The sequence below is a fragment of the Streptomyces ficellus genome (assembly GCF_009739905.1).
GTDB lineage: Bacteria > Actinomycetota > Actinomycetes > Streptomycetales > Streptomycetaceae > Streptomyces > Streptomyces ficellus_A.
Genome location: NZ_CP034279.1, coordinates 6,122,844 through 6,135,303 on the forward strand (window position 1 = coordinate 6,122,844; position 12,460 = coordinate 6,135,303).

Here is a 12,460-nt window from a genome sequence, read left to right on the forward strand (position 1 = left end):
GGATGTTCCGCCGTGCTTTCTGGTTCTCCGCGGGCGCCGCAGCCGGCGTGTGGGCCACCACCAAGGTCAACCGCAAGCTCAAGAAGCTGACCCCGGAGAGCCTCGCCGCGCAGGCCGCCGACAAGGCGGTCGAGACCGGCCACCGGATCAAGGAATTCGCGCTCGACGTCCGCGCGGGCATGCTCCAGCGCGAGTCCGAGCTGGGCGAGGCGCTGGGCCTGGAGGCGCCGGTCGACGACCCCGCGCTCCCGGCGCCGCGCCGCGCCGCGGCCCTCGACAGTCCCCGGGACGGCGCCCGCCCCCCGTACCCGAACAACCACTCGTACAACCGGAATGAGGACCACTGATGGAGTCGGCTGAAATCCGCCGCCGCTGGCTGAGCTTCTTCGAGGAGCGCGGGCACACCGTCGTCCCTTCGGCGTCGCTCATCGCGGACGACCCGACTCTGCTCCTGGTCAACGCCGGCATGGTGCCCTTCAAGCCCTTCTTCCTGGGTGAGGAGAAGCCGCCGTACACCCGCGCCTCCAGCGTGCAGAAGTGCGTGCGCACGCCGGACATCGAAGAGGTCGGCAAGACCACCCGTCACGGCACGTTCTTCCAGATGTGCGGCAACTTCTCCTTCGGCGACTACTTCAAGGAAGGCGCCATCAAGCTCGCCTGGGAGCTGCTGACCAGCTCCGTCGAGCACGGTGGTTACGGTCTGGAGCCCGAGAAGCTCTGGATCACCGTCTACCAGGACGACGACGAGGCCGAGCGGATCTGGCGCGACGTCGTGGGCGTCCCCGCCGAGCGCATCCAGCGCCTGGGCAAGAAGGACAACTACTGGTCCATGGGCGTCCCGGGTCCCTGCGGCCCCTGCTCCGAGATCAACTACGACCGCGGTCCCGAGTTCGGCGCCGAGGGCGGCCCGGCCGTCAACGACGAGCGGTACGTGGAGATCTGGAACCTGGTCTTCATGCAGTACGAGCGCGGCGAGGGCACCTCGAAGGAGGACTTCGAGATCCTCGGCGACCTGCCGAGCAAGAACATCGACACCGGCCTCGGCCTCGAGCGCCTGGCGATGATCCTCCAGGGCGTACAGAACATGTACGAGACCGACACCCTGAAGGTCGTCATCGACAAGGCCACCGAGCTGACCGGTGTGCGCTACGGACAGGCCACCGCCAGCGACGTCTCGCTGCGCGTGGTGGCCGACCACATGCGGACGTCCGTGATGCTCATCGGTGACGGCGTCACCCCCGGCAACGAGGGCCGTGGCTATGTGCTGCGCCGCATCATGCGCCGCGCCGTCCGCAACATGCGCATGCTGGGCGCCACGGGCCCCGTGGTCGGCGAGCTGGTCGACACGGTCATCAAGACCATGGGCGAGCAGTACCCGGAGCTGGAGACCGACCGCAAGCGCATCGAGACCGTCGCCCTCGCCGAGGAGGCCGCGTTCCTCAAGGCCCTCAAGGGCGGCACCAACATCCTCGACACCGCCGTCACCGAGACCAAGGCCGCCGGTGGCAAGGTCCTCTCCGGCGACAAGGCGTTCCTGCTCCACGACACCTGGGGCTTCCCGATCGACCTCACCCTGGAGATGGCCGCCGAGCAGGGCCTCTCCGTGGACGAGGACGGCTTCCGCCGCCTGATGAAGGAGCAGCGGGAGCGCGCCAAGGCCGACGCCCGGGCCAAGAAGACCGGTCACGCCGACGTCTCCGCCTACCGCGAGATCGCCGACACCTCCGGCGCCACCGAGTTCACCGGCTACACCAACACCGAGGGCGAGACGACCGTCGTCGGCATGCTCGTCAACGGTGTCTCCTCGCCCGCCGCCACCGAGGGCGACGAGGTCGAGGTCGTCCTCGACCGCACGCCGTTCTACGCCGAGGGCGGCGGCCAGATCGCCGACACCGGCCGCATCAAGCTGCACAGCGGTGCCGTCATCGAGGTCCGCGACGTCCAGCAGCCGGTCCCGGGCGTCTCCGTGCACAAGGGCTCGGTCCAGGTGGGCGAGGTCACGGTCGGCGCCACGGCGTACGCCACGATCGACGTCAAGCGCCGTCGCGCCATCGCTCGCGCCCACAGCGCCACCCACCTCACCCACCAGGCGCTGCGCGACGCCCTCGGCCCGACGGCCGCCCAGGCCGGTTCGGAGAACCAGCCCGGCCGCTTCCGGTTCGACTTCGGCTCGCCGGCGGCCGTGCCGCAGACGGTGATGACCGACGTCGAGCAGAAGATCAACGAGGTGCTCGCCCGCGAGCTGGACGTGCACGCCGAGGTCATGGCCATCGACGAGGCCAAGCGGCAGGGCGCCATCGCCGAGTTCGGCGAGAAGTACGGCGAGCGGGTCCGGGTCGTCACCATCGGCGACTTCTCCAAGGAGCTGTGCGGCGGTACGCACGTCCACAACACCGCCCAGCTGGGTCTGGTGAAGCTGCTCGGCGAGTCGTCGATCGGCTCGGGTGTGCGCCGTATCGAGGCCCTCGTCGGTGTCGACGCCTACAACTTCCTCGCCAAGGAGCACACGGTCGTCGCCCAGCTCCAGGAGCTGGTCAAGGGCCGTCCCGAGGAGCTTCCCGAGAAGATCTCCGGCATGCTCGCCAAGCTGAAGGACGCCGAGAAGGAGATCGAGAAGTTCCGCGCGGAGAAGGTGCTCCAGGCCGCCGCCGGTCTCGCCCAGGGCGCCCAGGACGTCCGCGGGGTGGCCCTGGTCACCGGTCAGGTCCCCGACGGCACCTCCGCCGACGACCTCCGCAAGCTGGTCCTCGACGTCCGCGGCCGCATCCCGGGCGACCGCCCGGCCGTCGTCGCCCTGTTCACCACGGCGAACGGCCGTCCGCTCACCGTGATCGCCACCAACGAGGCCGCCCGTGAGCGGGGCCTCAAGGCCGGTGACCTGGTCCGTACGGCAGCCAAGACCCTCGGCGGCGGCGGTGGCGGCAAGCCGGACGTCGCCCAGGGCGGCGGCCAGAACGCCGAGGCCGTCGGCGAGGCCATGGCCGCCGTCGAGCGGCTCGTGGCGGACACCGTCTGATGAGACGGGGCCGCCGCCTCGCGATCGACGTCGGGGACGCCCGGATCGGGGTCGCCTCGTGCGACCCCGACGGGGTCCTCGCCACGCCGGTGGAGACCGTGCCGGGACGCGATGTCCCGGCCGCCCACCGGCGGTTGCGACAACTCGCCGAGGAGTACGAACCGATCGAGATCGTGGTCGGGCTCCCTCGCTCCCTCAGTGGGGGCGAGGGCCCGGCGGCGGCCAAGGTCCGTGGATTCGTCCAGGAGCTCGCCCGGGGCGTCGCCCCCGTCCCGGTGCGTCTCGTGGACGAGAGGATGACCACAGTGACGGCCAGTCAAGGGCTCCGCGCGTCCGGCGTTAAGTCCAAAAAAGGCCGGTCTGTCATCGATCAGGCGGCCGCTGTGATCATCCTTCAGAACGCTCTTGAGTCCGAACGGGTATCGGGTAATCCGCCCGGAGAGAGCGTCGAAGTGGTCATCTGATCGCGATACGGTAACGTTCCGCGCTACGCGGCGGCGTTCGAACAGCCGCCGCGTGACGTAGAGGCGGATCGTCCGGACGCCTCGCGGCTGTTTGGGGATCGATGACTGAGTATGGCCGGAGCCCCGGCTCCGAACCGTGGCACCCCGAGGACCCGGCGCACGGGCACCAGGGGTGGGAAGGTCAGCAGGCCTACTACCAGCAGACCCAGTACGGCGACGGGCACCAGCAGGACCCGTACCAGCAGCAGTCGCAGCAGGGATACGGCGACGAGCAGTACCACGCGGCGCAGGACTACCACGCGCAACAGGCCCACGCCCAGCAGGCCCACGCGCAGCAGATCCACGCGCAGCAGGCGCACCAGCAGCAGGTCCACGCCCAGCAGGCTCACGCGCAACAGCAGCAGGCCCACGCCCAGCAGGCCCATGCCCAGCAGACGTACGGCGGTCAGGGCTACGCCGGGCAGCCGTACGACACCGGCGGCTGGGACACCGGCCAGCAGACGGCGATGCCCTACGGGGCCCACGCCCCCGGCGACCCCTACGGCACACAGGGCCCCGATCTGTACGGCACCCCCGAGGCGTACCCGCCGCCGCAGCCCCCCGGCCAGCGGCGGGCCGAGCCGGAACCGGTGCGTGAGGAACCGCAGCCGGAACCGGAGGAGGAGACCCACCCGTTCTTCTCGGACGGCGCCGGTGACGACGACGGCGACGACGACCACGACGAGCCGGGCGGATCGCGGCACGATGGCGGCAAGGGCCGCCGGGGCGGCGGCAAGCCGCAGAAGAAGCGCAAGAGCCGCAACGGGCTCGCCTGCCTGGTCGTCGCGCTGGTGATGGCCGGCGGCGCCGGTGGTGTCGGCTACTTCGGATACCAGTTCTGGCAGGGCCGGTTCGGCGCCGCTCCCGACTACGCGGGGGAGGGCACGAGCGAGACCGTCCAGGTCGAGATCCCCAAGGGCGCGGGCGGTTACGAGATCGCCGCGCTCCTCGTCGAGCAGGGCGTGGTCAAGAGCCAGGGCGCCTTCGTCTCCGCCCAGGAGAAGAACCCCGACGGCAAGAGCATTCAGGACGGCGTCTACACCCTCAAGAAGGGCATGTCCGCGGCCAGTGCCGTCGAGGCCATGCTCAACCCGGAGAACCGGAACGCGCTCACCATTCCCGAAGGAAAGCGCAGCGCATTCGTCTACGCGCAGATCGACAAGAAACTCGAACTGAAAGCGGGAACGACGGAGTCGGTCGCGAAGGCGAAGGCGAAGAACCTCGGCCTGCCGGCCTGGGCCACCAACCACCCCGACCTCAAGGACCCGCTGGAGGGCTTCCTCTTCCCCGCCAGCTATCCGGTGGCGAAGGGCGCCAAGCCCGAGGACATCCTCAAGAAGATGGTCGCGCGGGCGAACGCCGAGTACACCAAGCTCGACATCGAGACGAAGGCAACGTCACTGGGGCTGAAGAGCCCGTGGGAGCTGCTGACCATCGCGAGCCTGGTCCAGGTCGAGGGCAAGTACCCGCACGACTTCGACAAGGTCTCCCGCGTCGTCTACAACCGTCTCAAGCCGAACAACGTCGAGACGGTCGGCCGCCTGGAATTCGACTCGACCATCAACTACATCAAGGAAGAAAGCACCCTCGACGTCGGTACGGTCGCGGACCTGCGCAAGATCGACGACCCGTACAACACGTACGACATCAAGGGCCTGACTCCCGGTCCGATCAGCAATCCCGGCGTCGACGCCATCAAATCCGCGATCAATCCGACCCCGGGTCCCTGGTACTACTTCGTCTCGATCAACGAGGACAAGACGGTGTTCTCGGTGACCAACGAGGAACACAACCGGAACGTCGAGCAGTACGAAAAGGAACGGGAGAAGTCCGGCCAGTGAGTACCGTGAAGCGCGCCGCCGTACTCGGGTCGCCGATCGCCCACTCGCTCTCCCCGGTCCTCCACCGGGCCGCCTACGCGGCGCTCGGCCTCACCGACTGGTCGTACGACCGGCACGAGGTGGACGAGGCCGGGCTCCCGGGCTTCCTGGAGGGGCTGGACGCGTCCTGGGCCGGCCTGTCGCTGACCATGCCGCTCAAGCGGGCCGTGATCCCGCTGCTCGACGAGGTGACCGCGACGGCCGCCGCCGTCGAGGCCGTCAACACGGTCGTCCTCACGGACGACGGCCGCCGCGTCGGCGACAACACCGACATCCCCGGCATGGTGTCCGCGCTGCGGGAGCGGGGCGTGGAGCAGGTGGACGGTGCCGCCGTGCTCGGCGCGGGAGCCACCGCGTCCTCCGCGCTCGCCGCACTGTCCCGCGTCTGCGACGGGCCCGTCACCGCGTACGTGCGCAGCGAGGCACGCGCCGCCGAGATGCGCGGCTGGGGCGAGCGGCTCGGCGTCGAGGTCCGCACGGCCGGCTGGGAGCGGGCGGCCGAGGCGCTGCGGGCGCCGCTCGTCATCGCCACCACGCCCGCCGGGACGACCGACGCGCTCGCCGCCGTCGTGCCCGACCGGCCCGGCACCCTGTTCGACGTGCTGTACGACCCGTGGCCCACCGCCCTGGCGGCGGCCTGGTCCGGCCGCGGCGGCGCCGTGGTCGGCGGCCTCGACCTGCTGGTCCACCAGGCGGTCCTCCAGGTGGAACAGATGACCGGCCGGACGCCCGCCCCCATGGCCGCCATGCGGTCCGCCGGGGAAGCGGCGCTGGCCGCGACCCACTGAGCAGCCGCGACTCCCTACGCACCCGCAGGCCGGTCCGCCGCCTCACGTGGTGATACCGCGCGTCCGCCTGCTGGACCGGTCGACCGGTCCAGTCCCAGGTCATGGGAGGATCGGGGGTGGCGGGCCAGGGCCGCGCACCCGGTCGCGCCGTCGCAGTCGAGGCGCGAGCATGAGGAGCACCGTTGAGCAGGTTGCGCTGGCTGACCGCGGGGGAGTCGCACGGCCCCGCACTGGTGGCGACGCTGGAGGGTCTTCCCGCCGGTGTCCCGGTCACCACGGAGATGGTGGCGGACCACCTGGCCCGCCGGCGCCTCGGCTATGGGCGCGGTGCGCGGATGAAGTTCGAGCGCGACGAGGTGACCTTCCTCGGCGGCGTCCGGCACGGCCTGACGATGGGCTCGCCCGTCGCCGTGATGGTCGGCAACACCGAGTGGCCCAAGTGGGAGAAGGTCATGTCGGCCGACCCGGTCGACCCGGCCGAGCTCGCCGAACTGGCCCGCAACGCCCCGCTGACCCGCCCGCGGCCCGGCCACGCCGACCTCGCCGGCATGCAGAAGTACGGCTTCGACGAGGCCCGGCCGGTCCTGGAGCGCGCCAGCGCCCGGGAGACCGCCGCCCGCGTCGCGCTGGGCGCGGTGGCCCGCTCGTACCTGAAGGAGACCGCCGGCATCGAGATCGTGTCGCACGTCGTCGAGCTGGCCGCGGCCAAGGCCCCGTACGGCGTGTACCCGACCCCGGCCGACGTCGAGAAGCTGGACGCCGACCCGGTGCGCTGCCTGGACGCGGACGCCTCGAAGGCGATGGTCGCCGAGATCGACCAGGCCCACAAGGACGGCGACACCCTCGGCGGTGTGGTCGAGGTCCTCGCCTACGACGTGCCCGTCGGCCTCGGCTCCCACGTCCACTGGGACCGGCGGCTGGACGCCCGCCTGGCGGCCGCCCTGATGGGCATCCAGGCCATCAAGGGCGTCGAGGTCGGCGACGGCTTCGACCTCGCCCGCGTACCCGGCTCCAAGGCCCACGACGAGATCGTCGCCACCGACGACGGCATCAGGCGCACCTCCGGCCGCTCCGGCGGCACCGAGGGCGGCCTGACCACCGGCGAGCTGCTGCGCGTCCGCGCCGCGATGAAGCCCATCGCGACCGTGCCCCGGGCCCTGAAGACCGTCGACGTCGTCACCGGCGAGGCGGCCTCCGCCCACCACCAGCGCTCCGACGTGTGCGCCGTCCCGGCCGCCGGCATCGTCGCCGAGGCGATGGTCGCCCTCGTCCTCGCCGACGCGGTCGCGGAGAAGTTCGGCGGCGACAGCGTGGCGGAGACCCGCCGCAACGTCCGCTCGTACCTCGACAACCTCCACATCCGTTGAGCACCGGCCCGCTGATCGTCCTGGTCGGGCCCATGGGCTCCGGCAAGTCCACCGTGGGCGCGCTGCTCGCCGAGAAGCTCGGCGCGCCCTACCGGGACACGGACGCGGACATCGTGGCCGCCGAGGGGCGGGAGATCTCCGACATCTTCGTCGAGGACGGCGAGGAGCACTTCCGGGCCCTCGAGCGCGCGGCCGTCCGGGCCGCCGTCGCCGAGCACACCGGCGTCCTCGCCCTCGGCGGCGGCGCCGTCCTCGACGCCGGCACCCGCGAGCTGCTCGCCGGGCTGCCGGTCGCCTACCTGTCGATGGACGTGGAGGAGGCGGTCCGCCGCGTCGGCCTCAACACCGCCCGGCCGCTGCTCGCCGTCAACCCGCGCCGCCAGTGGCGCGAGCTGATGGAGGCCCGGCGCCACCTGTACACCGAAGTCGCCCGCGTGGTCGTGGCCACCGACGACAAGACGCCCGAAGAGGTCGCCGACGCGGTCCTCGACGCACTGGAGCCCCAGAAGTGACTGACCAAGCAGTGACCCGCATCCAGGTCGCCGGCACGGCCGGCACCGACCCCTACGAGGTGCTGGTCGGGCGGCAGCTGCTCGGCGAGCTCGCCGGCATCATCGGCCCGCAGGCCAAGCGCGTCGCCGTGATCCACCCGGAGGCGCTCGCCGGCACGGGCGACGCCCTGCGCGCCGACCTCGCCGAGCAGGGGTACGAGGCGGTCGCCATCCAGGTGCCGAACGCCGAGGAGGCCAAGACGGCCGAGGTCGCGGCGTACTGCTGGAAGGCCCTCGGCCAGACCGGCTTCACCCGCACCGACGTCATCGTCGGCGTGGGCGGCGGCGCCACCACCGACCTCGCCGGGTTCGTCGCCGCCACCTGGCTGCGCGGCGTGCGCTGGGTCGCCGTCCCCACCACCGTCCTCGCCATGGTCGACGCGGCGGTCGGCGGCAAGACCGGCATCAACACCGCCGAGGGCAAGAACCTCGTCGGCGCCTTCCACCCGCCGGCCGGTGTCCTGTGCGACCTCGCCGCGCTGGACTCGCTCGGGGTCCACGACTACGTCAGCGGCCTGGCCGAGATCATCAAGGCCGGCTTCATCGCCGACCCGGTGATCCTCGACCTCATCGAGGCCGACCCGGCCGCCGCCCGGACGCCCGCCGGCCCGCACACCGCCGAGCTCATCGAGCGGTCGATCCGGGTCAAGGCGGACGTCGTCTCCTCGGATCTCAAGGAATCCGGCCGGCGGGAGATCCTCAACTACGGCCACACCCTGGCCCACGCCATCGAGAAGAACGAGCGGTACAAGTGGCGCCACGGCGCCGCCGTCTCGGTCGGCATGGTCTTCGCCGCCGAACTGGGCCGCCTCGCCGGACGGCTGGACGACGCCACCGCCGACCGGCACCGCGCCGTCCTGGAGTCCGTCGGCCTGCCCCTGACCTACCGCGGCGACCAGTGGCCCAAGCTGCTGGAGACCATGAAGGTCGACAAGAAGTCCCGGGGCGACCTCCTGCGCTTCATCGTCCTCGACGGCCTCGCCAAGCCGACCGTCCTCGAGGGCCCGGACCCGGCCGTCCTCGTCGCGGCGTACGGAGAGGTCTCCGCGTGACCCGCACGGTGCTGGTCCTCAACGGCCCCAACCTCGGACGGCTCGGCTCGCGCGAGCCCGACGTGTACGGCGCGACCTCCTACGCCGGACTGGTGGACACCTGCCGGGCCCTCGGCGAGGAGCTGGGCTTCGACGTCGACGTGCGCGAGACGAACGACGAGGGCGAGATGATCCGCTGGCTCCACGAGGCGGCCGACGGGCGGCTCCCGGTCGTCCTCAACCCGGGGGCCTTCACCCACTACTCGTACGGGATGCGCGACGCCGCCGCCCAGCGCACGGCCCCGCTCATCGAGGTGCACATCTCGAACCCGTACACCCGCGAGGAGTTCCGCCACACCTCGGTGGTCGCCGCGGTGGCCAGCGGCACGGTGGCGGGCTTCGGTATCGGCTCCTACCGGCTCGCCCTGCGCGCGCTCGCCGAAGAGCTCGCCGGCGACGGCACCGGCTGACCGGGCACGTCCGGCCGTCCCCGGCCGTTTCACCCAACAGCGGCCGGGGAGGGTACGGTTCGGTAACGGACGACCCGAACGGGCGCCCGACCAGCGTCAGTCGCACGAGACGGAGTGGCACCGGATGCAGCATGCAGTGGGGGCTCCGCTGCCGCCGCCCCACCAGCCGGGGCACGCAGCCACCGGATGGATCAACCAGGCCGCCCACCACCCGGGCCCGCCGCCGCCCCAGGGGCCCCCGGCCCCGCCCGTGGCGGCACCCGCGCCCCCGAGCGGCCCGGCGGCGCCCGTACCGCCGTCCGCGCCCGCCCAGCCGCCGGCCTCCGCGCCGCCTCCCGCACCGGCGCCTCCCGCCCCGGCCGGGTGGACCGTGCCGACGGCGCCCCCGCGCGACACCACGGGCCACATCCACCTCCCGCCCGGCGCCCCGGTCGCGGCGCCGGCCGCGCCGCCCGCCGGGCACGGCACCGGCACCGCGACGCTCGCCGTCCTGCTCATAGGGCCGGCCGGCGCCGGCAAGACGACCGTCGCGCGGTACTGGGCGGCCAATCGCCCGGTGCCCACCGCGCACATCAGCCTCGACGACGTGCGCGAGTGGGTCTGCTCCGGCTTCGCCGACCCCCAGTCCGGCTGGAACGACCAGTCGGAGGCCCAGTACCGCCTGGCCCGCCGCACCTGCGGTTTCGCCGCGCGGAACTTCCTGGCCAACGGCATTTCCTGCATCCTCGACGACGCCGTCTTCCCCGACCGCCCGGTCGTCGGCCTCGGCGGCTGGAAGCGGCACGTCGGCCCCGGGCTGCTGCCCGTGGTCCTGCTGCCCGGACTGGAGATCGTCCTGGAGCGCAACGCCGAACGCTCCGGCAACCGGCGCCTCTCCGACGAAGAGGTCGCCGGCATCCACGGCCGGATGGCCGGCTGGTACGGCTCGGGGCTGCCGATCATCGACAACTCCACGTACGACGTCGAGACGACCGCCCGCGCCCTGGACGACGTCCTCGCCCGGGCGATCGCCAGCCCGCCGTCGTTCTAGGCCGCCGCCCCACCGCAGGGGGCCCGCGGCGGCGTCAGTCGGAGGACGACTTCACCAGCCGGCGCACGTTCTCCAAACTGCCGCAGTCGGCCGCCAGCTGCTCGGCGCGCGCCTGCTCGAAGGCCGCGCCCAGCTCCGCCCGGCGTTCGGCGGCGACGTTCTCGCGCGCGTCGTTCAGCAGCGTCCGCTCCTCCTCGTCCGCGTGGTGGTTCACCGCCGTCACCAGCTCCTCCAGCTTCTCGTCCCACTCCTCGGAGCCGGTGTCCTCGACCTCCAGCAGCGCGAGCAGGGCCTCGTTGCCCTCGTGGTGCTCGTGGACGCTGTGCTCGACGTCCTCGTCGTCCACGTTCTTGTAGCGGCGCAGCGCGGGGTAGACCTCGCTCTCCTCCGCCGTCGCGTGCGCCACCAGCAGGGCGGAGAACTCCTGGAGCGCTCCGGCCCGGTCGGCCTGGACGTTGCGCATCGCCCGGAACAGCTCCTCCATCCGGCGGTGGTCCCGGAGGATCAGCTCGACGACATCGGTGGTGGCCGTGGCTGCGGGGCTGCTGGTCATGGCGACTCCTTCGAACCTGTGTGACTGCTGTCCGGTTCGCCGGATACCCCGCTTTTCGCGATTGACCACCTCGGTTGAGTGCACGGTCGGGCCCGCCCGACCTGCCGAGCCGGGCCCGCGCTCGTAGGCTCGGGGCATGTCAGAGGTGTTTGCGGACCGCCGAGGGCGGCTGCGCGACCGGTGCGCGGCGTCCGGCTCTGCGGCGGCCCTGGTCTCCCGCCCCGCCAATGTCCGGTATCTCACGGGCGGCGCGCCCCCGGGCGCCGTGCTGCTGCTGGGCGGCGGTGACGACGTACTGCTCTGCCCGGGCGCGCCGACCGGCGACCCCGTGGAGGGGCGCGTCGACGAGCGGCTGCGGCTGGTGGTGCTTCCGCCGGCCGGGGCGGACCCGGCGGTCGCGGCGGTCGGCCTCGCCGGCGAGGCGGGGGCGGACACGGTCGCGGTGGAGGAGCACCACCTGACCGTGGCGCGGCACCGCGCGATGGGCGCCGCCGCCCCGAAGGTGCGGCTGGCGGACCTCGGCACCGCGATCGAGCAGGAGAGGATCGTCAAGGACGAGGACGAGATCACCTGCCTGCGGATCGCCGCGGAGATCACCGACCAGGCGCTCGGCGAACTCCTGGAGTCGATCCTGGTGGGCCGCACCGAGCGCCACCTCGCGCTGGAGCTGGAGCGGCGCCTGGTGGACCACGGGGCGGACGGCCCGGCGTTCGCCACGTCCGTCGCCACGGGCCCGAACGCCGGCCGGGGCGGCCACCGGCCCTCCGACCGCCGGGTCGAGGAGGGCGATTTCCTCTCCGTCTGCCTCGGCGCCAACTACCGCGGCTACCGCTGCGAGATCGGCCGGACGTTCGTCATCGGCACCTCGCCCGCCGACTGGCAGATCGAGCTGTACGACCTCGTCTTCGCCGCTCAGCGGGCCGCCCGCGAGTCGCTGGCCCCGGGCGTCGGGTACCGGGACGTGGACCGCGCGGCGCGGCAGATCATCGACGCGGCGGGGTACGGCGAGTGCCTCGCGCCGGTCCTCGGGCACGGGGTGGGGCTCGAAATCGAGGAGGACCCGCAGTTGGCACCCGGCGCCATGGGTAAACTGGACGCTTGTGTGCCGGTCACCGTCGAACCGGGGGTCCACCTCCCGGGCCGGGGCGGCGTCCGGATCGATGACACGCTCGTCGTACGCCAGGAGGCGGACGGCGGACCCGAGCTACTCACCATCACGACCAAGGAGCTGCTCGCGCTGTAGCGCGTGACGCACCACGCCTCGGTCGTCC

Annotated in this window: 12 protein-coding genes; 11 read left to right on the forward strand and 1 reads right to left on the reverse strand. The window is 72.3% G+C overall.

Annotated elements, in window-relative coordinates; genetic code table 11:
* The first annotated feature begins 2 nt into the window (after positions 1-2).
* From EIZ62_RS27495 to EIZ62_RS27540, 10 genes are all read left to right on the forward strand, one after another.
* The gene (locus tag EIZ62_RS27495; RefSeq protein ID WP_156695357.1) at positions 3-347 is read left to right on the forward strand and encodes a DUF6167 family protein; all 345 of its coding nucleotides are present in this window, start codon (positions 3-5) and stop codon (positions 345-347) included.
* Positions 347-3,016 (forward strand): alanine--tRNA ligase, encoded by a 2,670-nt coding sequence (alaS, locus tag EIZ62_RS27500; protein ID WP_156695358.1) that lies wholly within the window; start codon positions 347-349, stop codon positions 3,014-3,016. The genes EIZ62_RS27495 and alaS overlap by 1 nt, the downstream gene beginning before the upstream one ends.
* Positions 3,016-3,480 carry a Holliday junction resolvase RuvX gene (ruvX, locus tag EIZ62_RS27505; protein ID WP_156695359.1) on the forward strand — a complete coding sequence of 155 codons (465 nt, stop codon included), beginning with the start codon at positions 3,016-3,018 and terminating at the stop codon, positions 3,478-3,480. The genes alaS and ruvX overlap by 1 nt, the downstream gene beginning before the upstream one ends.
* Before the next feature lie 101 nt (positions 3,481-3,581).
* Positions 3,582-5,360 (forward strand): endolytic transglycosylase MltG, encoded by a 1,779-nt coding sequence (gene mltG / locus EIZ62_RS27510; protein WP_156695360.1) that lies wholly within the window; start codon positions 3,582-3,584, stop codon positions 5,358-5,360.
* Positions 5,357-6,187 carry a shikimate dehydrogenase gene (locus EIZ62_RS27515; protein WP_156695361.1) on the forward strand — a complete coding sequence of 277 codons (831 nt, stop codon included), beginning with the start codon at positions 5,357-5,359 and terminating at the stop codon, positions 6,185-6,187. The genes mltG and EIZ62_RS27515 overlap by 4 nt, the downstream gene beginning before the upstream one ends.
* Before the next feature lie 182 nt (positions 6,188-6,369).
* Positions 6,370-7,554 carry a chorismate synthase gene (aroC, locus tag EIZ62_RS27520; protein ID WP_156695362.1) on the forward strand — a complete coding sequence of 395 codons (1,185 nt, stop codon included), beginning with the start codon at positions 6,370-6,372 and terminating at the stop codon, positions 7,552-7,554.
* Positions 7,551-8,066 (forward strand): shikimate kinase, encoded by a 516-nt coding sequence (locus tag EIZ62_RS27525; protein WP_156695363.1) that lies wholly within the window; start codon positions 7,551-7,553, stop codon positions 8,064-8,066. Before aroC ends, EIZ62_RS27525 begins: the two co-directional genes overlap by 4 nt.
* A complete protein-coding gene (aroB, locus tag EIZ62_RS27530; RefSeq protein WP_156695364.1) occupies positions 8,063-9,157 on the forward strand; it encodes a 3-dehydroquinate synthase in 1,095 nt (364 codons plus the stop codon). The genes EIZ62_RS27525 and aroB overlap by 4 nt, the downstream gene beginning before the upstream one ends.
* Complete coding sequence (locus tag EIZ62_RS27535) at positions 9,154-9,606, forward strand: type II 3-dehydroquinate dehydratase (protein WP_156695365.1); 453 nt, start codon at positions 9,154-9,156, stop codon at positions 9,604-9,606. The genes aroB and EIZ62_RS27535 overlap by 4 nt, the downstream gene beginning before the upstream one ends.
* Positions 9,607-9,730: 124 nt before the next feature.
* Positions 9,731-10,636: a Pro-rich N-terminal domain-containing protein gene (locus EIZ62_RS27540; RefSeq protein ID WP_156695366.1), complete on the forward strand. Its 906-nt coding sequence runs from the start codon at positions 9,731-9,733 to the stop codon at positions 10,634-10,636.
* A gap of 34 nt (positions 10,637-10,670) precedes the next feature.
* On the opposite strand, the gene EIZ62_RS27545 is transcribed toward EIZ62_RS27540, so the two are convergent.
* A complete protein-coding gene (locus EIZ62_RS27545; RefSeq protein WP_156695367.1) occupies positions 10,671-11,189 on the reverse strand; it encodes a hemerythrin domain-containing protein in 519 nt (172 codons plus the stop codon).
* A 136-nt stretch (positions 11,190-11,325) separates the two neighbouring features.
* On the opposite strand from EIZ62_RS27545, the gene EIZ62_RS27550 reads away from it, so the two are divergent.
* Positions 11,326-12,432 (forward strand): aminopeptidase P family protein, encoded by a 1,107-nt coding sequence (locus EIZ62_RS27550; protein ID WP_156695368.1) that lies wholly within the window; start codon positions 11,326-11,328, stop codon positions 12,430-12,432.
* Positions 12,433-12,460 lie beyond the last annotated feature (28 nt).